The organism is Staphylococcus sp. HMSC059F04 (assembly GCF_001812565.1).
Lineage (GTDB): Bacteria > Bacillota > Bacilli > Staphylococcales > Staphylococcaceae > Staphylococcus > Staphylococcus lugdunensis.
This window is the reverse complement of record NZ_KV809468.1, coordinates 50,590-74,678: the sequence shown is the minus strand read 5'-3', so window position 1 is coordinate 74,678 and position 24,089 is coordinate 50,590. Positions and strand designations below refer to the sequence as shown.

The window sequence follows — 24,089 nt, the reverse complement described above, 5'->3', positions numbered from 1 at the left end:
TCAATCCAGTCAACTACTGCCAATATTTAGTTTCAGCTTAAAACATAATGATGTCTCAGGCTCAGGAACATACATGTTACACCACAAGTACCGAGGGCATTAAAACACTTTATTAGACACTAGAAATAGTGTTAAAATGTTGTATGATGCATAGAAGAGAGAGTTATGTATATAAAAAACGAAACAAGGAGATAGTTTAAATGTTAAATCTTGAAAATAAAACGTTTGTCATTATGGGTATTGCAAATAAACGCAGTATTGGGTTTGGCGTAGCTAAAGTATTAGATAAGTTAGGCGCAAAGTTGGTATTTACATACCGTAAAGAACGCAGCCGTAAAGAATTAGAAAAATTATTGGAACAATTAAATCAAAATGATCCAAAATTGTATCAAATTGATGTGCAAAAAGACGAAGATGTTATTAATGGTTTTGCTAAAATTGGTGAAGAAGTAGGCAATATTGATGGCGTTTATCATTCAATTGCCTTTGCAAATATCGAAGATTTACGTGGTCGCTTCTCTGAAACATCACGTGAAGGTTTCTTATTAGCTCAAGATATCAGTTCATATTCATTAACACTTGTAGCGCATGAAGCTAAAAAAATTATGCCTCATGGCGGTAGTATTGTGGCAACAACATATCTTGGTGGCGAATTTGCCGTTCAAAATTATAATGTGATGGGTGTAGCTAAAGCAAGTTTAGAAGCGAATGTTAAGTATTTAGCGCTAGACCTTGGGCAAGATAACATCCGTGTAAATGCGATTTCTGCTGGCCCAATTCGCACACTTAGTGCTAAAGGCGTAGGTGGTTTCAATACAATTTTGAAAGAGATTGAGGAACGCGCACCTTTACGTCGTAATGTAGATCAAGAAGAAGTCGGTAAGACAGCAGCATATTTACTTAGTGACTTATCTAGTGGTGTGACAGGTGAAAATATTCATGTAGATAGTGGATTCCACGCGATTAAATAATGATATTTTATTGAACACCGTTTGCATACCATAAATATATGGTAAGACACGGGCCCCAACAAAAAGAATTTCGATAAGAAATTCCACAAGCACAGGAAGTTGGGGTGGGCCTCAACAAAGAGATGTTTGAAATGAAAGCCAACAAACAAAGCGAGTTGGGGTAGCAAAAGAAAGCTGTTTCCTAAGAAAGCAAACCAACAATATAAAATGTTTTAAATAAGCCAGTAAATGAGTTTAAATACAACCCATTTACTGGCTATTTTTCTAGGAATGATGGTCCAGTTTCTTCTTTAGTTAGAAAACATTACACTGCTCTTATTAATCTTTAACGTCACTATTGGCTTTATCCATAATACGAGTGCGGTACTTAAAGATGTTGCTCGCGACTGTTTTCAACACTGCGTATAATGGAACTGCGATAAGTATGAGTGTAAATCCACCTAAATCGCCAGCTGCTAAAATAACGACGATAATTGTTAATGGGTGAATGCTTAACGATTTACCCATTACATTTGGTGTAATGACATTACCTTCAAGTTGTTGTGCAATTAATGTGACTATACAAACCCAGATAAATGTTGTAGGGCTATCGATAATTCCTAAAATGCCAGCTGGTGCGAATGATAACCATGGGCCTAAGAAAGGAATTAAGTTAGCAACACCAGCAAATAATACGAGTAAAGGTGTGTATGGTAATCCGATAATTGTATAACCGATATATAAGATGATTCCTAGGATAACACTAACGGTAACCTGTCCTTGGATATATGATTTTAATGTAAAGTTTAAATCCTGTAATAAACCTACAGCAAAAACTTTACGCTCTCCTTTGAAAAATTTAGCCACAGCTGGAATAAACTTTTCATGATCTTTTAACATATAAATTAAGAAGAACGGTACCATAACCAACAAGAAGATAGTAGAAATAAATGAAGTAATATAACTTAAAGAGTTGGCTAATACATCAGATACGCCATCTCCTAAAGACTTCACAGTATTATTAATACGAGTAGTCACATCACTAGGTAATTTATCCATTTGTTTTAGTGAGAAATTAATAATTCTTTCAACGTCATTTTGAATAGTTGGAATAGCATGAATTAAGCTATTAACATTTGAAATGATGATAGGTGCGATAAATGCAACAACAACTGCAACAATTGCAATCAAAGCAATAAAAATTGTCGTAATACTTGCCCATCTAGGGAAGCCAAATTTTTCCAATAATGTTTGAAATGGTAAACAAATATAAAATAGAAAACCACTTAGTATAAATGGAAGAAACACTGAACCAATGATGGTAGCAATTGGTGTGAATACGCTATGTACCTCCATAATTAATTTTATCAGTAAGAACAGAATTAATAATGCGACACCCGTTCTAAACCACACTTTATTAAGCATATGCTTAAGTCCTCCTAAATTTCATCATTCAATATATTTAAGTATATATCAAAACTTGTAACGACAAAAGTTATTTTAAATATAAACACAAATAAACAATTCAAGTTGAAGTCAAGATATTTTTTAAATGAACTTATCATTACTGTATTTTTCAAATCTTATTTTAAAAGTGAAAATCTCTTGTTACAATATGAATACGATAACTAGGGGGCCAGTCCAAATGTTAGATTTTAAGCCAGGTAAAATTAATAAACATATTTTACATAGTGATATATTACAAAGAGATATTACGTTATCTATATATTTACCCGAAACATATACTAATTTATCAAAATACCAAGTAATCATTTGCTTTGATGGGCTCGATTTTCTTAGATTTGGTCGTATTCAAAGAGACTATGAACGCTTAAGACAAAATGAACAAATCCATCCAGCCATAATCGTAGGATTTAACTATGAAGATGTAGATAAGCGACGTGCTGAGTTTCATCCACAAGGTCAACGCAGTTCACAGACGATTCAAGCTGTAGGTAAAGAGTTGTTACCGTTTATAGATCAAACATTCCCAACATATAAAGTGGGTAACGCGCGATTATTAATAGGAGATAGCTTAGCCGGAAGTATTGCATTAATGATTGGGCTTACTTATCCGACAATATTTAGTCAAGTTGCCATGTTAAGTCCGATGTATGATGACTCAATTAGAGCACGCTTTGAAGCATGTCAACAACGTGATCAGTTGACGTTATGGCAAGCAATTGGATTGGAAGAGGAAGATTTCAAGTTACCAACGACAGGAGCGCCAGCCAATTTTCTAACACCAAATCGAGAATTGTCGGCACTAATAAAGCGTTATGGTATGTCACACGAATATGTGGAATTTGATGGCGGACATAATTGGAAATCCTGGAAACCAATGTTAGAGGATATTTTGAAATATTTCTTAAAGGTCGAAGAATAAGAAGATTTATAATATGCATAGATTGCCAATGGGGCGTATCATAGGCAACACGATTGTTGATCAAAAGCAGTTTGTTACAAGAAAGGCAGCGGGACTACGAATTTATTATGAATTCTGTCCCGCTCCGCGGCAAGAGTGACTAAGGTGGAAAAGCTTGATATAATCGTATTTTTAATACAGTCTATTCATATATAGTTTAGAGCTTAAAACGTAATTATGTTTTAAGCTCTAAATAGCTAGATTCATGCCAATAAAAATAATTCATATAATGAAATAATTTTTATTGTGCATTTAAGCTTATTTTTAAAGTTTTATAAAGCTTGTGCCGTCGGACGGATGATGATTTCATTAATTGAAGTTTCCACAGGTGTATCAATTGCAAATTGAATCGTACGTGCAACTTGTTCAGGTGGAATAGCTAGATTTGAGTAGAAGTCTTTAAGATTGTCTTTAATTTCTTGATCACTACCCTGTTGTGGTAATTCAGTTTGTACAGCTCCAGGTGAAATAACAGTTACACGTATATTTGATTGTACGCTTGCTTCCTCTTGTCGTAATGCTTCACTTGCTGCCCATACACCAAACTTAGTAGCTGAATATACACCTGTTGTTGCGCCAGATTGGTGTGCAGATAATGAAGCAATATTGATAATATGACCTGATTGTTGCTTACGCATAGTAGGTAAGGCAGCATCTATACCATATAAAGTTCCTTTTAAGTTAACATCAATCATTTGATCCCATTCTTCAACCAAACCTTTTGAAAATTCAGACAATGGCATTAGTCCTGCATTATTAATCCATACATCAATTTTTTTATAGTTTTCTAATGTCACTTGAGCTACTTTTTTACTTTCTTCTAGTTTTGATACATCTGCAGTAACATAGATGGCTTGACCACCATCATTTCTAATATCATTAACTAATTGAACCAAACGTTCCTTACGTCGCGCAGCAATTACTAAAATATTACCAGCTTTAGCTAACATTTTGGCAGTTGCTTCTCCTATACCACTACTTGCTCCTGTGATTACAATTACTTTTGACATATGTTAATCGTCTCCTTTTTCATCTTTCCTTAGGGCTACATAAGCCTCATAGCGTGCTTTTTCTGTATAACCATTTTTTTGTAGTTCTGCTAAATGTTGATGGATTTGTATCTTTTTGACTAGATATTCACGAGTAGATATAAGTTCATTAATTTGTGTATCCAATTTAGTTAAAGTGTTATTCAAAAGTTGAGTTGATAATTGATGATTGTGAAATTCTTTCATAATTTGTTTGATATCTTGTAATGACATACCAACATTTCGATAATGTGCAATCGCCATAAGCGTATCCATAGTTATTTCATTAAAAATACGAATACCTTGCTTATTTCTAGGTATATTAATTAAACCTTCTTTTTCGTAAAAACGTATAGTGTGTGGTGAAAGTCCAGTCTCATTAGATACTTCTTTGATTGTCTTCATTGAATCTCCTTTCCAACATATCTTAACCATAAACCCTTAGAGTAACTCTAAGTCAAGCTTTAAGTATAATGAAATTATAAAGGTGGTAGAGGGACTACGAAATCATTATGAATTCTGTCTCGCTCAGCGGCAAGAGTGACTAAGGTGAAAAAGCTTGATATAATCGTATTTTTAATACAGTTAACTACTGCCAATACAGAGATCAAAGCTCAAAATATAATTATGTCCCAGACTTAATAATATTATTAGCCAAAAATAATTAATTATTTATTTTTAAGTAACGGTTTTCATGTGATTTTGATATAATAGAGCTATGTAAAACAAAGGAGGGGTAACAATGATTTTAGGATTAGCATTGATTCCATCAAAATCATTTCAAGATGAGGTGAACGCATACCGTAAACGTTATGATACTCATTACGCTCAAATTAAACCTCATATCACAATCAAGGCGCAATTTCATATTAATGAAACGGAATTAGATTCAGTTAAACAAGATATTAAAGCTAGAATTAGTGATATTGCACCTATTGATGTACATGTGACAAAAGCATCAAGTTTTAAGCCAACTAATAATGTTATCTACTTTAAAGTTGCGAAAACAGATGAATTAGAAAAATTATTTAAACAATTTAATACAGATGCTTTTTATGGTATAGCTGAACATGCATTTGTCCCACACTTTACTATCGCTCAAGGTTTATCAAGCCAAGAGTTTGAAGATATTTATGGACAAGTTAAATTAGCAGGGGTAGACCATAAAGAAGTTATTGAAGAATTATCACTCTTAGAATATGACAATCAAGAAGATAAGTGGAATGTTATTGATACATTTCAATTTTAAACAATATGAATAAAAGATACTGTATGATGCACAGTCTAGTCATCATACAGTATCTTTTTTAATGCGTATGTTTATTTGATTTAACGAAAAACGTGCCATAGAAAAATGCTAGAAATAGGAATACTATAGCTGAAAAGTAAAATGCATTATTCAAACTGTTTGTGAATTGAGTGATAAGACCGCCAAATAGTGGACCTATCATCGAACCAAAACCTTGCACACTATTAAAAACGCCCCATGTTTCTTCTTGCTCTTCGGGATTAATTTGTCCTGCCATAAACGTATTCCAAGCAGGGAGTAATAAACCATACATAAGGCCAATAAATAACGCAATTAACCACACAATCATAATGTTTGTGACTAATGACAGCCAGAAAATAAATACTGTGTATAGTACAAAGCCAAAAATGATAATGCTATACATAAAGTTACGGCTATTATTGTCAATCATTTTAGATAAGAACAGCATAGAAAAGGCACAGGCCAATCCACCAATTACAATAGCAACGGTATATTCTATGGTTGTTACTTTGACAACTTTTGTCGCATACGTCGGTAAAATAGGAACGAGTGCTGAAACTGCTGCACCTTGGAGTAAAATACCAGGAAACAACACAAGATGTCGTTTCATAACGTTAATAATTTGACCGATTTGTTCTTTAACTGGCTTAGTATTGTAATTAGTTAATTGAATATTAACAAAGTAATACATAACCCATGCAACAATGACAACTAAAGACATCATAAAGGCAAAGCGAGTAGGGTGCAATTTAACAAGCACATTCATAAACGCCCAACCAACGAGCAACCCAGAGAGCCATGCAAAATAAACATAACCCATTTGTTTGCCACGTTTATTTTCCTCTACACTTGATAACATGATAACCCAGATTGGGCTAACAGCGATACCGAGCATAATCGCTGATAAGATAATGATAATAGGGTTTGCTGGAACCCAAATCACTAAAAATAAACTAATAAAAGCGAGGAAAAAGCCTGCTGTTAGCACAAGCTTTGCTCCCCATTTTTTTAGTAGAAAACCTATAACGAAATTGGTAGATGCATCTGCAATAAAATGTATGGATAAAGCTGCAGATGTTACAGCCACGGAAATCGATGTGACAGTTGGCAAATAGTTAATATAACTAAGTGTATACATACCACGTGCGAATTCCATTAAAAATAAAATAATTAGCATGATGACAAAGCTTTTCTTACTATTTGTATGACTATTTGACAAAGAATCTTGCATACAATGGAACCCTTCCGTAAACTTCTTGATATTGTGATGAATGATTGATTAAAGATAATAAATCAGTACATAATTTATATGTAGAATAATCTACTTTTGTTTTTTTCATGCGTTGTGACATTGCTTGTAAAGCTTGTACATCATGCGTTAATTCAGATACACAGTTAATTGCATCTTCAGGTGTATCTGCAATTCTACCAAAACCTTTGTTTTCAAAATAACGCGCATTTTCTAACTCTTGTCCAGGTGCAGGGTTTAAAAAGACCATAGGAAGCGTTCTTGTTAGCGCTTCGGATATTGTGATGCCGCCTGGTTTTGTAATCATAAGTTGACTTGATGCCATCCATTCATTCATATTTTTAGTAAATCCTAGAATTAATACATTTTCTTGTTCTTTGAATTCAAAGGCTAATGATTGTTTTAAACCTTTGTTTTTGCCGCAAATCATCACAATTTGTGCGTGCGGACTCTTATCTAATATAGCTTTAATCAATTGGTCGAAACCTTTAGACACTCCGAATGCCCCTGCAGACATTAAAATCGTTGGTTTTTCTGGGTCTAATTTATGCTTTCTTAACCAAGCATCTTTATCAATCGGAGCTTCGAATTTATCTGATATTGGAATGCCTGTAACCTTAATATGAGATGCTGGGATGCCTACACTCATAAAATCAGCTTTGGTATCTTCAGTAGCTACATAATAACGCTGTGAATGCGGTGTGATCCAGTTTTTTTGCATACGATAATCTGTCATTACAGTTGCGATAGGTATGTTCATATTAAACTGTTCCGTTAAAACAGACATGACTGGTGTTGGAAAAGTCAAGAGGATCAAGTCAGGCTTTTCTTTCAACAGCAAGTTTATTAATTTATTTAAGCCATAATATTTGTAAAAACATTTATCTATCTCTTCAGGGCGACTATAGTAAAAGTTTTTGTACATATTGCGAAAATATTTAAAGCTATTGATATACCACTTTTTACAGATAGAAGTCAAAATTGGATGAGCTTCCATAAATAAGTCATGTTCAATAACACTGAGATGATCCAAATTCATTTCATTGAATTGGTTAACGATACTTTCTGTTACTTGTAAGTGTCCGTTACCAAAGGACCCAGTAATAATCAATATCTTTTTAGTTTGAGTAACCATAAATAGCCACCCTCCGTTAGTTTCAGTTTCAATTATATCTAAGCATTATAACACATTCATTCATCTTTGATAGTCGTCGTTGTCTTAATGTTACTAATCACTTAATAGTACTTTATTAATATAAAAATGTTAAATAATTAAGTCCTTACTATATTAATTGACTATATCTTTGTATATTACCATGGTAGCACGATTTTAATGAAATGTATTGTCATAATACAATTTATAGTAAATTTTTAAAATTTTTACCCTAAATTAATAAAGTTAAGCCCTAATTAATTTTTTGACTAATTAAATCGGATGTAAATGTTTTGATTGAAAAAGATAAGAATAAATTTATCATCATCTTTAAAACGTGTATAATGAAAGTATTGTAAAAAAAGTATTGTAAAAAAGGAGCGATACGTTTTGAATGCGAGCACATTATTTGAAAAAATTAGAGTAAAACAAGTAATTGGAACTTTAGATAGACACGTAACGGATATTACAACGGATTCACGTACAGCTAAATCAGGAAGTATTTTTGTAGCATCAAAAGGTTATACGGTAGACAGCCACAAATTTTGTCAAGATGTCATTAACCAAGGATGTCAAATTATTGTTGTGAAAAGTAAGCAAGAAGTCGAAGGCGATGTAACTCAAATTATTGTTAGTGAGACACTCAGAGTGGCAAGTTTGTTTGCGCATACCTTATTTGATTTTCCGAGCCATCAATTAACGACGTATGGTGTTACTGGAACAAATGGTAAAACTTCAATTGCTACCATGATTCATTTGATTTATCGTAAGTTACATAAAAATAGTGCTTATTTAGGAACAAATGGTTTCCAAATTAATGAGCAAAAGACAAAAGGGGCGAATACTACGCCTGAGACAGTGTCATTAACTAAAAAGATTAAAGAAGCCGTGGATGCTGGTGCAGAAGCGATGACAATGGAAGTGTCAAGTCATGGTTTAGCTTTAGGTCGACTTAGAGGTGTTGAATTTGATGTTGCTATATTTTCAAATTTAACACAAGATCACTTAGATTTTCATGGCACTATGGAAGCATATGGACATGCTAAATCATTACTCTTTAGTCAATTAGGAGAAGATTTATCTAAAGAAAAGTACGTAGTTTTAAACAACGATGATGCTTTTTCTGAATATTTAGCGTCAGTAACCCCATACGAAATTTTTACATACGGTATTGATAACGATGCGCAATTTAAAGCAATTCATATTAATGAATCATTACAAGGAGTAACATTTGAACTTGACACACCATTTGGTAACTATAATGTACAATCACCATATGTTGGTAAATTCAATATTTCAAACTTAATGGCAGCAATGATTGCTGTGTGGAGTAAAGGAATACCTTTTGAAACTATTGTCGAAGCAGTGAAAACGCTTGAACCGGTCGAAGGACGACTTGAAGTACTTGATCCGAATTTACCTATAGATTTGATTATTGATTACGCACATACAGCAGATGGAATGAACAAATTAATAGATGCTGTTAAACCATTCGTAAAACGAAAACTGATTTTCTTAGTAGGTATGGCGGGTGAACGTGATTTAACTAAAACGCCAGAAATGGGAACAGTAGCTTGTCGAGCAGATTATGTTATCTTTACACCAGATAACCCAGCTAATGATGATCCTAAAATGCTAACTTCAGAATTAGCTAAAGGGGCCACGCACGATAACTATGTTGAATTTGAAGATCGCGCAGAAGGCATTAGACATGCAATTGAAGTTGCCGAACCGGGGGATACAGTTGTATTAGCATCTAAAGGAAGAGAACCTTATCAAATTATGCCAGGACATGTTAAAGTTCCGCATAGGGATGATTTGATAGGCTTAGAAGCTGCCTATAAGAAATTTGGCGGTGGCCCCGTTGATCGTTAAACAACTGATTATTCATCATGAAACGGTTAATGTTTATCTATATAAGAATAAAGAAACAAATCATTTGTTGATAGCTATTCCAGATGTTTTCTGGTCTTTCGAAATATCTTTAGCTACACATATAAATAAAATTAACGATGAATTAATGATGCAATTATTTACTTTTAATAATGAACAAGATGCAAGTACAATTGCTTCTAAATTAACTGGTTGGATTGCGGATAATTTAAAAGGAGATTTATAAATGAGTTTAAAAGATGAAGTAGAGTCAAGAAAGACGTTTGCCATCATTTCTCACCCAGATGCTGGTAAAACAACGTTAACAGAAAAACTATTATACTTTAGCGGTGCGATTCGTGAAGCAGGTACTGTTAAAGGTAAAAAGAGTGGTAAATTTGCTACAAGTGACTGGATGAAAGTTGAGCAAGAACGTGGTATTTCAGTTACAAGTTCAGTTATGCAATTTGATTACGATAATTATAAAATCAATATTCTTGATACACCAGGGCATGAAGACTTTTCAGAAGATACGTATCGTACTTTAATGGCTGTTGATAGTGCTGTCATGGTTATCGACTGTGCTAAAGGAATCGAACCACAGACATTGAAGTTATTTAAAGTTTGTAAAATGAGAGGTATTCCGATTTTTACATTTATCAATAAGTTAGATAGAGTTGGTAAAGAACCATTTGAATTATTAGATGAAATTGAAGAAACATTGAATATTGATACATATCCAATGAATTGGCCTATCGGTATGGGACAAAACTTCTTTGGCATTATTGATCGCAAAACAAAAACAATTGAGCCATTTAGAGATGAAGAAAATATATTACATCTAAACGATGATTTTGAACTGCAAGAAGCGCATGCAATCCAGAATGATAGTGCATTTAGCCAAGCAATTGAAGAAATGATGCTCGTTGATGAAGCTGGAGAGCAATTTGATGATGAGGCCTTATTAAGTGGCGATTTAACACCTGTATTCTTTGGGTCAGCATTAGCAAATTTTGGAGTGCAAAATTTCTTAAATGCTTATGTTGATTTTGCGCCAATGCCTCATGCAAGACAAACAAAAGAAGATATAGAAGTAAGTCCATTTGATGCTGATTTTTCAGGATTTATATTTAAAATTCAAGCCAATATGGATCCAAAACATAGAGATAGAATTGCCTTTATGCGTGTAGTAAGTGGTGCATTTGAGCGAGGTATGGATGTAACGTTACAGCGTACACTTAAAAAGCAAAAAATCACACGTTCTACTTCATTTATGGCAGACGATAAAGAAACGGTCAATCACGCAGTTGCTGGTGATATTATAGGTTTATATGATACGGGGAACTATCAAATTGGTGATACACTGGTTGGCGGTAAACAAAAATATAGTTTTCAAGATTTACCCCAATTTACCCCGGAAATATTTATGAAAGTATCTGCCAAAAACGTTATGAAACAAAAGCATTTTCATAAAGGTATAGAACAATTAGTACAAGAAGGTGCAATTCAATACTATAAAACATTACACACCAATCAAATTATTCTAGGTGCAGTAGGCCAGTTGCAATTTGAAGTATTTGAACACCGCATGAAGAACGAATATAACGTCGATGTTATCATGGAACCTGTAGGTAGAAAAATTGCTAGATGGATTGAAAACGAAGATGATATTAAAGATAAGATGAATACATCACGTTCTATTCTAGTTAAAGATAGATATGACCAACTTGTATTCCTTTTTGAAAATGAGTTTGCAACACGTTGGTTTGAGGAGAAATTCCCAGAAATAAAACTTTATAGCTTGTTGTAATTATATGAATCTTCAAGTTACTTATAAATTAGCCACACAATTTGTAGGCAATATATTGTACTAAGTTATCAATATATGTATAATATTGGTAACAAATGAATACCTATGACTGATGTCAGAGGGGAGTAACTTGAGATGTGGACAGGCACTTCGCTGCATTTATTAATAAAATGTCTGCATTAACACTTTATCGTCACTACGAAGGATGACTTCCGGTAAAGTGAGCGTCATCGCTTAGTGAGACCTTTGCTAATAATTTAGCATGGGTCTCTTTATTTGTATATCATGAACAAAGGAGTTGTCCGCTTTGGATCCGAGCTTAATTTTGCCTTATTTATGGGTTATACTCGTTCTTGTATTTTTGGAAGGCTTACTTGCCGCAGATAATGCAGTCGTAATGGCGGTAATGGTAAGACATTTACCACCAGAACAAAGAAAGAAAGCCTTGTTTTATGGATTATTAGGTGCTTTTATATTTAGATTTATTGCATTATTCTTAATTAGTATTATTGCGAACTTTTGGTTTATACAAGCAGCAGGGGCTGTTTACTTAATTTTTATGTCTATTAAAAATTTATGGAATTTCTTCCATAGTAAAGATGAACCTCAACCTGAAGGTGATGATCATCATTATGATGAACACGGGGTTGAAAAGAAATTAAGTCCATTACAATTCTGGGACACTGTATTAAAAGTTGAATTTGCAGATATCGCATTTGCAATTGATTCTATGTTAGCCGCAATGGCAATAGCTGTAACATTACCAAAAGTTGGAATTCATTTTGGTGGTATGGATTTAGGTCAATTTTCGGTGATGTTTATTGGCGGCATGATTGGTGTTATTCTAATGCGTTTTGCAGCAACATGGTTTGTAGAGCTACTTAACAAATATCCTGGCTTAGAAGGTGCAGCATTTGCTATTGTAGGTTGGGTAGGTATCAAGTTAGTTGTGATTGTTTTAGCACATAAAGACATTGCCGTGTTACCAGAAGATTTCCCACATTCAACTTTATGGCAAACTATATTCTGGGTAGTAATGATAGGTTTAGTTTTGGTAGGTTGGTTAACATCTGTACACAATAATAAAAAACGTGAACAACAATAAAGATAGATAACTTTGTCCATGGAGCATTCATGGGCAGAGTTTTTTTATAACTATAACAAATTGCAGATTTTAGTTAGACATATTAAGATTTAAAATATAGAAGTATATAGTAAAATGCTATAAATGTTCGTTATCATCAAGCAATTATATATTGATTGTGTCATAATAATAGAGTAATAAAAGTAAGGAGTTGTCATCTTTGGATAAGGGTAAAAAACAAGTGATACCTAGAAGTCAGTATCGAAGAAAAAGACGCGAATTTTTCCATAATGAAGAAAGAGAAGCACGAATTCAACAAGAGCAACAAGAAAAATTAAAACAAGCAAAAAAAGAAGCGCAGCAATCTAAAGTTAATGAAGAGCGTGTTAAAGATAATTTAAGAAAAGCACGTATTGAGAAATTAACGCAAGAAGAAATCCATCAACAACACAGTCAAGATATAAAAGAAAATACCCCAGACACTAGTATTCAAGATAATAATCATATAAAACAACAAGTTGGAAAAGAAACAAATAGTATTGATGATGAGAAAAATACAGTAGAACATCACGCTAAAAAAACTGACGAAAAAATAAAGCAACAGAATGCGATTGACCGTGCAGATAATCATCAAAATGATGAACCTATCCAACAGAAAACATCAGAAACAAAAGAAAAACCAAAAGAGACAGAATTACAAAATGATAGTAAAGATAATAAAGAGCAGCAACGAGATACATTAGAGAAACAGGAATCAAGACCTAAGAAAACGAATAAAAAACATAATAGTAAATTCAATCAGTCAACAACAAAAAAAGTCAATCAAGAAGAACCACCTTTATACACACACCAGCAAATAAAGAAAGAAAATACACAACGTAAAAACGATACAGAGACAGTAAATTCAAAGGATGAACAAAAGCAACAAGCAGCAAATATAACAAGCGCTAAAAAGAACCATAAGCAAACACATCAAGAAAAGTCTAAAAAAACACAAACAGAACCCAATAAGGCAACTAAAGAGAATAAACAAGATAATATTAATAATGCACAGATTTTAGAAAGCATCACTAAATTCTTTAAAAAACATTGGGTTAAAGTTGTTATTGTTGTTGCAGTAATTATATTAATTTTATTATTAAGTGCAATATTTAGAAATGTAAATAACACTGGAACAAATCAAAGTGGTTTACTCAACTCTGGAAATCATGATAAGAAATATACAGCTACTATGAAAAGTGCCAATAGCGCAGTTAAATCAGTAGTTACGGTGGAAAGTGAATCACCTAAAAACAGCACCTTACCCAAAGATACTAAAGACTCAGAAAGTGAAATTGGTTCAGGTGTCGTCTACAAAAAAGTGGACGGCGCCATTTATATTATGACCAATGCACATGTAGTAGGAAATGAAAAAAAACAAAAACTTACATATGGCAATAACCAAACAATTCAAGGAAAAGTTGTAGGAAAAGATAAATGGTCTGATATTGCTGTTATCAAAGCTGAAGCACCTAAAGATGATGCATTAACACCAATTGACATTGGCGATTCTAGTAATTTAATACTCGGACAATCCATTTTAGTGGTCGGTAACCCATTAGGCGTTGATTTTAAAGGCTCAGTTTCTAAGGGGATTATTTCTGGTATGAATCGTTTTGTACCAGCTGATTTAGATAAAGATGGTAAATATGATGTTTTATCGAAAGCATTTCAAGTTGATGCACCAGTTAACCCAGGGAATTCAGGTGGTGCTGTTGTGGATGAAAATGGTGACTTAATAGGTATTGCCTCTTTAAAAATCAACATGGATAACGTAGAAGGTATGGCATTTGCCATTCCAATTAATGATGCTCAAAAAATTGCAAAACAACTAGAAGATAAAGGGAAAGTTGTTTATCCTAATACAGGCATTGATTTACAAAATGTCGGCGACTTAAATGATACTGAAAGAAAAGCAATAAAATTACCGGACAAAGTAAAAAATGGTGTTGTGATTAAACAAATCGATACAGATTCTTTAGGTGAAAAATCGGGTTTAAAAACAGATGATGTCATAGTAGAATTAGATGGTAAGCTAATTGAAGATAATTTGAGATATAGACAGATTATATTTAGTCATAGAGAAGATTTAAAAACGATTACAGCAAAAATTTATCGTGATGGTGAGCTGAAAGAAGTAAAAATTAAATTGAAATAGTGTTGAGGTGAAGTAGATGTCTATCTTCAATCAGTTACTAAAGAAAACCACTCCTCAACAGGGGATTGTACTGTATTATTTAGTAGCCATCGTCATTGCATTTTTATTATTAAATTTACCATTTGTCCATAAACCTAATGTCAATGTCAATCCAATAGATACTTTATTTGTAGCTGTATCTGGTATTAGTGTGACTGGATTATCGCCAGTTAATATTGTAGATACATATTCTACATTTGGCCAAGTCATCATTCTAATCATTCTTAATATTGGTGGCATTGGTGTGATGGCTATTGGAACCCTATTATGGGTTGTATTAGGTAAACGTATAGGGATACGTGAACGTCAACTCATTATGCTTGATAATAATAGGGAAACGATGAGTGGAACAGTTAAATTAATACTTGATATTGTAAAAACCATATTTGTTATTGAATTAGTCGGTGCATTATTACTAGCATTTTATTTTTATAGAGATAATCCAGATTTAAAAAATGCTTTAATGCAAGGTTTATTTGTGTCAATATCAGCTACTACAAATGGGGGCTTAGATATAACAGGGGAATCTCTTATTCCTTATGCAAATGATTACTTTGTCCAAACTATCGTGATGGTATTAATTATTTTAGGTTCCATTGGATTCCCAGTGCTATTAGAGACAAAAGCATATATAAAAAATAGAATAACTAACTTCAGATTTTCATTATTTACAAAAATAACGACATCAACTTATTTCTTCTTATTCTTTTTTGGGATTATAGCAATTTTAGCACTAGAACATAATCATGCATTTAAAGGACTTAGTTGGCATCAGGAATTATTTTATTCATTCTTTCAGTCAGCAACTACAAGAAGTGCAGGATTACAAACGATAGATGTGACTAACTTCAGTGATGCTACAAATATTATTATGAGTTTACTCATGTTTATTGGTTCATCTCCTAGTTCTGTAGGTGGTGGAATTCGAACAACTACATTTGCTATCTTAATATTATTTGCACTTAATTTTAGTAATAATGAAGAAAAAACATCTATTAAAGTTTTCAATAGAGAATTGCATATTATGGATATACAACGATCATTTGCTGTATTTATAATGGCAAGTATTTTAACCTTTGTAAGTATGATTGTTATTGCTACAGCTGAGAATGGTAAATTAACTTTCTTACAAGTGTTTTTTGAAGTGATGTCTGCGTTTGGTACTTGCGGGTTAACACTAGGGGTAACTGATGATATTAGCAATGTGACTAAAATAGTATTAATGGTTCTCATGTTTATAGGACGTGTAGGTTTGATTTCATTTATTATAATGATTGCCGGTCGAAGAGAACCAGATAAATATCATTATCCAAAAGAGCGTATTCAAATTGGTTAATTATCACTTGTACGTTGGAATAGAAGCAAAACGATAGTTTAATAATTAATTACACAATCTTGTCGGGGCGAGACTACGAATTCATATTGAATTCTGTCTCGCGCCTTTTTTAATATTTCTTAATATGTCTAGCTGTTGATGAAGAATTTAAAAACATACAGAAACGTGTTTAACATGGATTGTTTAATATGATCGATGTTAAACTAAAGTGACAGGAGGATGGCAATATGGAGAAAAATGAGAGAATTAGTGTTGACGTCATTACTACTACGGATATGCATAGTCAATTCTTAAATGGAAATTATGGCTCAAATATATATAGAGCAGGGCAATACGTAAAAGATATTAGAAAACGTAATAAACATGTCTTGTTACTTGATAGTGGAGGAAGTTTAGCTGGCTCGTTACCAGCTTATTACTATGCCGTAGTTGCTCCATATAAGCGACATCCTATGATAAAACTAATGAATGCGATGCAATATGATGCAAGTGGTATTAGTTCAGATGAATTTAAGTTTGGTCTGTCCTTTTTAACACGCTCAGTATCACTTGCAAGGTTTCCATGGTTATCCGCAAATATAGAATATAACATGACACGTGAGCCATACTTTTCAACGCCTTATGTAATCAAACAATATCAAGATGTGAGAATTGGTATTATAGGATTAACCGCAGATGGATTAATGAAAAATGAATACGCTGAAATGGAACCAGATGTAAAAATCGAGAAAACCTTACTATCTGCTAAACGCTGGATTCGTTATATTCATGAAACTGAGAAAATTGATTTTTTAATTGTAATTTATCATGGTGGTTTAGATAAAATAAGCCAAACTACAAATAGTCGTCATAGTGAAAATGCAAATGAAGCTGAGAAATTAATACGTGAGATGGGTGTGATAGATTTAATTATTACGGCGCATCAACATCAAACGGTAATAGGTAAAGACAATGAAACGGTGTACGTACAAGCTGGACAAAACGCTGAAGAATTGGTTCATATTAATATACAGTTTAAAAAACGCACGAATAGCTATGAAATAGAACATGTCGATGCTGAAGCTATAAATTTAAATCAACATAATGAAGATGAAGCATTATTAAAGTTAACATATTATGATAGAAAAGCAGTTACACATTGGTCTAATGAAATCATTGCTGAAACCTCGTGCTCCTTACAAGTAAATAGCTTAGAAGATATGGTAGCTGGTTCACATCACTTTACACAACTGCTGCATGACAGTTTGCGGTATGCATTTAACAATAATATCACCTGTGTTAATGTGCCTAGAAATGGAGAGCAAGGGTTAAAACAGCAGATACAAAATAAAGATATTTATGAAGCATATCCTCATCCAGACAAACCTATTGATATAACGCTGTTAGGACAACAGATCAAAGATATCTTAGAATATAGTTATGCACATTTGGAAATTGAAGATGACCATTTGAAACAAACTGTGATAGATGAAACGTTATGCACGCAATGGCAAGGATTTAATTATGAAGTGAATATGAAAAAGCCGCCATTTCAAAGGGTTACTATTAAAGGAATTGATTTAAATGGTAGTTATCGTGTTACTATGACCGATTATTGTTTTAGAAATTATCAGTTTATCATTGGTGACGTTATAGTAAACAGAGATAGTTTTGAATATCCAATGTCATTTATTATGACAAAACTATTAAACAACCATGACTATCGTCCTCAAATTAAAAATAATTTTATTGTAAACTCCTAACAATGATGCTTCATTAATTATAAACGTAGTGTAGCATTCAATTACTTGTTTTAAAATAAAAAATAAAAGCATTTCTTAGCTGCATAGACTAAGAAATGCTTTTTAACCATGAAATATTAATAATAGAATAATTGCAACAATCTGAGCAACAGATGTTGTTGCAATGCGACGTGTATAATGATAGCTGAGGGATAAAATAAGTTGACATACAAAGATGAAAACAACAATCCACCAATTATCTAAGTAAATAAACAAGGAACTGGAACATAATGCTGTAATTAGTACTTGTAACCAATATGGTAAATGAAATGCATTTAATTCCTTTTGCAGCACAGTTCGCATATATAATTCATGGCATGGTATGACAAACAATAAAGTAATTAGCATTTGCCATTTATAATGAACACCTGTTTTCGTTAATTCTTTAATTAATTCAGTGTAACTTAAATCATTTGAAATAAACGAGAATATTAACTGAATAATAATGAGTAAAAGGGCTGTAATTAATCCAACACCAATTGAAGTCAATAATCTTTTTGACTTAATGTCTCGCTGATAAAATACATAGCTTATTCCAGCAATTAACATAATACCAGTATATAGGTACCAATATTCTTGATGTTCGCCCCACATCACAAGTAAAATAAGGTGAAATACGATAAAGCTTGCAATAAACCATTTTAAAGCATTAGATATCTTCTTCATTGAAAATTAACCTTCTTGTTCAACGATTTTATACCGTTTATGATTAATTACAGTTTTTTCAGGTAAATCTAAGTCATTGAAATTTTCCATGATAGTCAAATCAACAATAACAGAGTTATCATTTATTTTTTCAACACGGCCTCTTAAACCGTCATAAAATTCTACAATATTACCTACTTCAGCAACAGTCATTCTGAGTCCTCCCTCAAATCATAGCTAAATTTTATTTTACTAAAAATTACACTACAAATAAACAAATTTCTCTTATAAATGCATATTTAAAGCTAAAATATGAAAAAAATGTCATAAATGAGTTAATGATTGGAAATTTTATTGGAATTAAGTCATAAAGTAAATAAGGGCATAAAGAAGAGAACTAAGGAGAGATAGAATGAAGTTTATAAGTAATAATAATATTACTGACCCAACACTTAATCTTGCCATGGAGGAATATGTTTTAAAACAATTACCCTCAGAGGAAAGCTATTTCTTATTTTACGTGAATCGACCATCAATCATAGTTGGGAAGAACCAAAATACGATTGAAGAAGTAAACAAGGAATACATTGATGAACATCATATTGACGTGGTACGTCGTATTTCAGGTGGTGGTGCTGTTTATCATGATACAGGAAATCTAAACTTTAGTTTTATAACTGATGATGATGGAAATAGTTTTCATAATTTCAAAAAATTTACCGAGCCCATTGTTCAAGCATTACAGTCATTAGGAGTAAATGCTGAAATGACAGGACGTAATGACATTCAAGTAGGTAGCGCAAAAATTTCTGGGAATGCAATGGTAAAAGTCAAAGATCGAATGTTTAGTCATGGCACATTAATGTTGAATAGTGAATTAGATGAAGTGCAGAATGCTTTACGTGTTAACCCAGCAAAAATAAAATCTAAAGGTATCAAATCCGTACGTAAACGTGTTGCCAATATTGAAGAGTTTTTAACAGAAAAAATTACTATTGAAGAGTTTAAACAAATTATTTTAAAAACGATTTTCGGTGAACATGAAGTAGAAGAATATCATTTAACTGATGACGATTGGAAAAAAATAGAACAATTAAGCAATGAAAAATACAGAACATGGGAATGGAATTACGGTAGAAACCCTAAATATAATTTTGAAAGAGAACATAAATTTGAGCGTGGTTTTATACAAATAAAACTAGATGTTAAAAAAGGAAAAATCGAACATGCTAAAATATTTGGTGATTTCTTTGGAGAAAGTAATATTACAGAATTAGAACAAGCATTAATTGGGTGCTTACATGATTATCCTCACATCAAAGAGGCTTTAGCTGATTATGATTTTTATTATTATTTTGGAGATATTGATAAAGATGAAATAATTAAGTTAATGTCCTAAGCATTAATTAAGGGCTATTCGCTTACTTGTTTAAGTAGTGAATAGCCCTTTTAGGATTTATACCAGGATCCGGATTTAGTCATTTAGGAACGCCTCCAATTTTTTGTATTCGTTTGTGTAATTCATAAAGTCTGTTTCGTTTTTATCAATGAGTGCCTTATCGATCAAGGTGGTTAACTTATCCTTTCTAGCCTTTCTTAGCGCCTCATCAATAATAAGTTCAACGCCTAAGTCGTTAACTGTAGTGACAAATTGATCAAGAGTTGTGTGTTGCACATTAGTATTATAATGCATAAGAAACACGACCTTTCTACATATTTAATTTATTTAAAATTAGTATACATCTGTTCAATTTCGAAATCAATGAATATTCTGACATTTGTTCGAGAAAAAGGTGTAAATATATTCTTAAGGTATAACTTGACATTAAATAAAAATGATATAAAATATTAGTCAGTTATATGTTTTAAAGAATATATAATACTTTAATCGAAAGAAAGGAAGGTTACTCTATGGACAAAAAAACCATATATGTTATACGTAAAGGAGATATGGTCATACGACCCATTATCGACGATTATGGACATGCTCAAGGAACAGAAATCATTAAATTTGACACCACAAAAGAAAGAAGCCCATTTAAAACGCAGAAAATTATAGAAAGATCTTGCAAGTTTTACGGAAATAATTATCTTAGCAAAAAAGCAGAAACAAGTAGAATCGCTCGTATTAATAGCAAACCTCCGATATTACTCACTCCCTTATTTCCAACTTATTTTTTTCCAACACATTCTGACAGACAAGAAGAAAACATATGGATTAATATGCATTTTATTGTAGATATTAAGCCTTTAAAGCACAGAAAAAGTAAAGTCATTTTTGCTAATCATGAAACACTTATCATAAATGTGTCATTTCATAGTATGTGGCATCAATATATAAATGCCATTTTTTATTACTACATGGTAGATAAACAATCTAAAATGCGTTCAAATAACCCCGATATGCCTATTGATTATGAAAAATCCTCACTAAATATTTACGAAGCACTTTCCCAATATTCTCTATTAGATAATAAATAGCAGTGTGTTTAAATTTAAATTATGCGGGATGTTTATATTAATTTAGTGTAAATATTCCGTATAAATTTTAAAGAATATCTATTGCAAAAATCACGTTTATTGTTATAATAGTATTTGTGCTCATTGGAGATACTATACATTAATCCACAGTAGCTCAGTGGTAGAGCTATCGGCTGTTAACCGATCGGTCGTAGGTTCGAGTCCTACCTGTGGAGCCATGGAAACGTACTCAAGTTGGCTGAAGAGGCGCCCCTGCTAAGGGTGTAGGTCGCGAGAGCGGCGCGAGGGTTCGAATCCCTCCGTTTCCGTAATATCATTAACCCCATTAAATCAACGTTTAATTCACGTGATTTAATGGGGTTTTTATATAGATATAGTTTAATGGTGTGGATTAATCTAAATGTTTATTAATTACTGAATCTGCAAGAGTACAATCAGAATCGCGAAAGTTAACTTATTTAAAAGAATTAGGTGAAGATGGAGAGTACAAATATGTAGCTAAAATAGATAATAAGACATCTAAAATATGTCACTCATTAAATGGTAAAGTTTTTAAAGTTAAAGATATGGTTCCAGGTATTAATGCACCTCCTATGCACCCATGGTGTAGAAGTACAACTGTTCCGAATGTTGGTAATTGGCGAGATCAATTCTTTAAAGAAAGTAAAAGTAAATATAAAGTAGAAGATAAAGAAAAACATACTAGTCAATATGAAAAATCACAAGATAAAGCCAAAAAAGAAATGATACAAATGATAAATGATGGTAGAATAAAAGTAGAATTAAATGTGGAAAAACAAAATAGGCATTCTTTAAATAATAAATTGTATTTGGAGAATAAAAAGTTTGCATTAAAAAACAATGAGAAATTACCTAGCTACACTATACTTTCTAATAATGAGTTAAATAGATTATTAAAAATATCCTCGACAACTGGAAAAATTCTAGTTAATAAAGGTGGTTTTAGTCGTAAAGAAATTATTGATTTCGAAAAAATTATAGGAAAAGCTTTTGTAGAAGGAAAATATATTGAGACATCATTCGGCAAAGTTCATTATTCAAAAACAGGTTCTCATATAGTACCTTTCATAAGTAAGGAGAATTAAAATGTTAATCAAAGATGTATATCGTAAAAATGTTATTGTCATACTTAATAACAAGGAAAAATTTAAAGGTTTTGTGATTGATTATGAAAATCCATTAGAAAGTGATACTGGAAACTATTGCATGGATTTAGCAACAGATTTAGGTTTTTACTCTATTGATGAATCAGAGATTAAAGAAATAAAATTAATGTTATAATAGCATCCTTTCTACACAGATAAATAGAAAGTGGTGCTATTTTTATACGATTTTTTAACCTTTTCGAAAGGATATTTTTTATGCCCAAACCATGCTTATGGCGTTAAAAGGTGCAAGTGTTAAGTCCGAACCATGCATGACTTAAAACTAATCAAGAGTAAATATATGAGGTGTAAAATATGCAAACTAAGAAGACCAACATGTTGAAATTAAAGTTACAGTTTTTCGCAGAAGAATCAGAAAATAATGCGTAGACATCTTATAAACTAGAAAAATAAGTTATAGACGAACTGAATCAAGCGTTTTAATCGTGTCTTAATTGGTGTGTTTTTTTGTCTCAAAATAATTATGCCAAAAGACATAATATATATGAGGTGAGTGAATGAAGAAAAAATAAAAGCACCCAAAAGCATTAAATGCTCAATTAAAGTAAACTTGGTCATTCTACAAATTGAGCTAGCTTTTGAGTACTAAACAATTGAGGGATTTGCTTCCCTCTCTAATATAAGTATAACATAATCCTCATTTCAAATATATGAAAATAAAAGTGTATAACAGAAACAAAATTAAAGTAATAACCCCACCTAATATAGTAACTACTATAAATTCGGATGAAAAATTATTAATTTTATTCTTTTCTTTTAAATATTTAGTTAAATAAACAGAACTATACATTGATATTAAAAGTAGGATTATAAATGCAATTGAATTCATGTCTATTGCCACCCTACATATGTCATTATATTAAATTTCCCTTTCGCGACTACACCACTTTTAACTCCACCGTGACCTAAAAAACCTACTAAACCACTAACCATATTATCGGGAAATTCATGACGAATGGTTTTTTTGGATAAATCTTGATATTCATCATAAAATTTGACATCTTTGGGGTTAGTTTTAATTTGATCATCGAAGATTCCAGATAATCCAAGTTTAACATCCGTCCCTATATCGGCAGGTTCTTTAGGTTCAGTACCCGCATAAACCATGTAAACCGTATCATTATCTACTTTGCCGTTACTATCTATAGGCGATAGAGCCATCGCTTGAAATCCATTCGCTTTATCAATGCGCGAAGCTTGGATTTTAAAATTTAGAACACTATCATCATTTTTAATTTTAGTTGTTTTTCGATTTGTAATATTTGATTTATAACTATTACCAGAAAGTTGATAATATGTGTTAACTTTATTATGTAAAGCAGTCATAAATTCACCTCAAAGGGATTGATTTTTTGAATAAAAAAATATTTTTAACAGTTATTATATTAATTAGTATAATATTGATCGTAGGAAGCGTCTATTTTAAAACGAAATATGATGAAAAAAAAGAAAAAGAACAAAAGTATTATAATGAACAAAAAGAAAGAATAGAACTTTTTATGAAATATAATGTTAAAGGATATAGGACAATACATTTTACTGCAATAGAAAAAAATCCAATGGATGGCTATGATATTAGCGG

General features: G+C 32.2%; 23 protein-coding genes, 2 tRNA genes and 1 pseudogene. 17 read left to right on the top strand and 9 right to left on the bottom strand.

What is annotated here, in order from left to right; all coding sequences use genetic code 11:
• The first annotated feature begins 200 nt into the window (after positions 1-200).
• A complete protein-coding gene (gene fabI, locus HMPREF2864_RS05285; protein ID WP_002459500.1) occupies positions 201-971 on the top strand; it encodes an enoyl-ACP reductase FabI in 771 nt (256 codons plus the stop codon).
• 318 nt (positions 972-1,289) lie between these two features.
• On the opposite strand, the gene cozEa is transcribed toward fabI, so the two are convergent.
• A complete protein-coding gene (cozEa, locus tag HMPREF2864_RS05280) occupies positions 1,290-2,375 on the bottom strand; it encodes a lipoteichoic acid biosynthesis protein CozEa (RefSeq protein ID WP_002459499.1) in 1,086 nt (361 codons plus the stop codon).
• Positions 2,376-2,595: 220 nt separating this feature from the next.
• On the opposite strand from cozEa, the gene HMPREF2864_RS05275 reads away from it, so the two are divergent.
• Entirely contained in the window at positions 2,596-3,336 is a 741-nt protein-coding gene (locus HMPREF2864_RS05275; protein ID WP_037543000.1) for an esterase family protein, read from the top strand.
• Between the two features lie 311 nt (positions 3,337-3,647).
• On the opposite strand, the gene HMPREF2864_RS05270 is transcribed toward HMPREF2864_RS05275, so the two are convergent.
• Positions 3,648-4,385 (bottom strand): SDR family oxidoreductase, encoded by a 738-nt coding sequence (locus HMPREF2864_RS05270; protein WP_002459497.1) that lies wholly within the window; start codon positions 4,383-4,385, stop codon positions 3,648-3,650.
• Between the two features lie 3 nt (positions 4,386-4,388).
• Positions 4,389-4,808 (bottom strand): MerR family transcriptional regulator, encoded by a 420-nt coding sequence (locus tag HMPREF2864_RS05265; RefSeq protein ID WP_002478411.1) that lies wholly within the window; start codon positions 4,806-4,808, stop codon positions 4,389-4,391.
• 337 nt (positions 4,809-5,145) lie between these two features.
• Here HMPREF2864_RS05265 and HMPREF2864_RS05260 point away from each other — a divergent pair, with 337 nt between their 5' ends.
• Entirely contained in the window at positions 5,146-5,652 is a 507-nt protein-coding gene (locus HMPREF2864_RS05260) for a YjcG family protein (RefSeq protein WP_002459495.1), read from the top strand.
• 58 nt (positions 5,653-5,710) lie between these two features.
• Here the strand turns inward: HMPREF2864_RS05260 and ltaA are convergent, their stop codons facing one another.
• A complete protein-coding gene (gene ltaA / locus HMPREF2864_RS05255) occupies positions 5,711-6,904 on the bottom strand; it encodes a lipoteichoic acid biosynthesis MFS flippase LtaA (RefSeq protein ID WP_070544900.1) in 1,194 nt (397 codons plus the stop codon).
• Entirely contained in the window at positions 6,882-8,057 is a 1,176-nt protein-coding gene (locus HMPREF2864_RS05250; protein ID WP_002478409.1) for a diglucosyl diacylglycerol synthase, read from the bottom strand. Before HMPREF2864_RS05250 ends, ltaA begins: the two co-directional genes overlap by 23 nt.
• A gap of 408 nt (positions 8,058-8,465) precedes the next feature.
• On the opposite strand from HMPREF2864_RS05250, the gene HMPREF2864_RS05245 reads away from it, so the two are divergent.
• The 7 genes from HMPREF2864_RS05245 to HMPREF2864_RS05215 all read left to right on the top strand — a co-directional run bounded on the left by HMPREF2864_RS05245 (position 8,466) and on the right by HMPREF2864_RS05215 (position 18,155).
• A complete protein-coding gene (locus HMPREF2864_RS05245; RefSeq protein ID WP_070544899.1) occupies positions 8,466-9,950 on the top strand; it encodes a UDP-N-acetylmuramoyl-L-alanyl-D-glutamate--L-lysine ligase in 1,485 nt (494 codons plus the stop codon).
• Entirely contained in the window at positions 9,940-10,194 is a 255-nt protein-coding gene (locus HMPREF2864_RS05240; protein WP_002459491.1) for a YueH family protein, read from the top strand. Before HMPREF2864_RS05245 ends, HMPREF2864_RS05240 begins: the two co-directional genes overlap by 11 nt.
• Positions 10,195-11,757 (top strand): peptide chain release factor 3, encoded by a 1,563-nt coding sequence (locus HMPREF2864_RS05235; RefSeq protein ID WP_002459490.1) that lies wholly within the window; start codon positions 10,195-10,197, stop codon positions 11,755-11,757.
• Positions 11,758-12,064: 307 nt separating this feature from the next.
• Positions 12,065-12,862, top strand: coding sequence for a TerC family protein (locus tag HMPREF2864_RS05230; RefSeq protein ID WP_070544898.1), 798 nt, complete (start codon positions 12,065-12,067; stop codon positions 12,860-12,862).
• A 199-nt stretch (positions 12,863-13,061) separates the two neighbouring features.
• Entirely contained in the window at positions 13,062-15,038 is a 1,977-nt protein-coding gene (locus tag HMPREF2864_RS05225) for a S1C family serine protease (protein WP_002459488.1), read from the top strand.
• A 16-nt stretch (positions 15,039-15,054) separates the two neighbouring features.
• Entirely contained in the window at positions 15,055-16,413 is a 1,359-nt protein-coding gene (locus HMPREF2864_RS05220) for a TrkH family potassium uptake protein (RefSeq protein WP_002459487.1), read from the top strand.
• Positions 16,414-16,640: 227 nt separating this feature from the next.
• Positions 16,641-18,155 (top strand): bifunctional metallophosphatase/5'-nucleotidase, encoded by a 1,515-nt coding sequence (locus HMPREF2864_RS05215; RefSeq protein ID WP_070544897.1) that lies wholly within the window; start codon positions 16,641-16,643, stop codon positions 18,153-18,155.
• 102 nt (positions 18,156-18,257) lie between these two features.
• Here HMPREF2864_RS05215 and HMPREF2864_RS05210 read toward each other — a convergent pair whose 3' ends face one another.
• Positions 18,258-18,860, bottom strand: a complete 603-nt coding sequence (locus tag HMPREF2864_RS05210; protein ID WP_002459485.1) for a CPBP family glutamic-type intramembrane protease — start codon at positions 18,858-18,860, stop codon at positions 18,258-18,260.
• Between the two features lie 6 nt (positions 18,861-18,866).
• Positions 18,867-19,052: a YkvS family protein gene (locus tag HMPREF2864_RS05205; protein ID WP_002459484.1), complete on the bottom strand. Its 186-nt coding sequence runs from the start codon at positions 19,050-19,052 to the stop codon at positions 18,867-18,869.
• A gap of 199 nt (positions 19,053-19,251) precedes the next feature.
• On the opposite strand from HMPREF2864_RS05205, the gene HMPREF2864_RS05200 reads away from it, so the two are divergent.
• Positions 19,252-20,238 (top strand): lipoate--protein ligase, encoded by a 987-nt coding sequence (locus HMPREF2864_RS05200; protein WP_070544896.1) that lies wholly within the window; start codon positions 19,252-19,254, stop codon positions 20,236-20,238.
• Positions 20,239-20,313: 75 nt separating this feature from the next.
• Here HMPREF2864_RS05200 and HMPREF2864_RS05195 read toward each other — a convergent pair whose 3' ends face one another.
• Entirely contained in the window at positions 20,314-20,532 is a 219-nt protein-coding gene (locus tag HMPREF2864_RS05195; protein ID WP_002478404.1) for an IDEAL domain-containing protein, read from the bottom strand.
• Between the two features lie 218 nt (positions 20,533-20,750).
• Between HMPREF2864_RS05195 and HMPREF2864_RS05190 the strand changes: the two genes are divergently transcribed.
• From HMPREF2864_RS05190 to HMPREF2864_RS05170, 5 genes and pseudogenes are all read left to right on the top strand, one after another.
• Positions 20,751-21,320 (top strand): competence protein ComK, encoded by a 570-nt coding sequence (locus tag HMPREF2864_RS05190; protein ID WP_002459481.1) that lies wholly within the window; start codon positions 20,751-20,753, stop codon positions 21,318-21,320.
• 143 nt (positions 21,321-21,463) lie between these two features.
• Positions 21,464-21,538, top strand: a tRNA-Asn gene (locus HMPREF2864_RS05185).
• A 1-nt stretch (position 21,539) separates the two neighbouring features.
• Positions 21,540-21,628, top strand: a tRNA-Ser gene (locus HMPREF2864_RS05180).
• Positions 21,629-21,724: 96 nt separating this feature from the next.
• Positions 21,725-22,426: pseudogene (locus tag HMPREF2864_RS05175) on the top strand (minor capsid protein); the annotation flags it as partial.
• Position 22,427: 1 nt separating this feature from the next.
• The gene (locus HMPREF2864_RS05170) at positions 22,428-22,622 is read left to right on the top strand and encodes a hypothetical protein (protein WP_002459479.1); all 195 of its coding nucleotides are present in this window, start codon (positions 22,428-22,430) and stop codon (positions 22,620-22,622) included.
• A gap of 716 nt (positions 22,623-23,338) precedes the next feature.
• On the opposite strand, the gene HMPREF2864_RS05160 is transcribed toward HMPREF2864_RS05170, so the two are convergent.
• Positions 23,339-23,833 carry a hypothetical protein gene (locus HMPREF2864_RS05160; protein ID WP_060795313.1) on the bottom strand — a complete coding sequence of 165 codons (495 nt, stop codon included), beginning with the start codon at positions 23,831-23,833 and terminating at the stop codon, positions 23,339-23,341.
• A 26-nt stretch (positions 23,834-23,859) separates the two neighbouring features.
• On the opposite strand from HMPREF2864_RS05160, the gene HMPREF2864_RS05155 reads away from it, so the two are divergent.
• On the top strand, positions 23,860-24,089 hold a 230-nt coding region (locus tag HMPREF2864_RS05155; RefSeq protein ID WP_141745550.1), incomplete at its 3' end, for a DUF1433 domain-containing protein.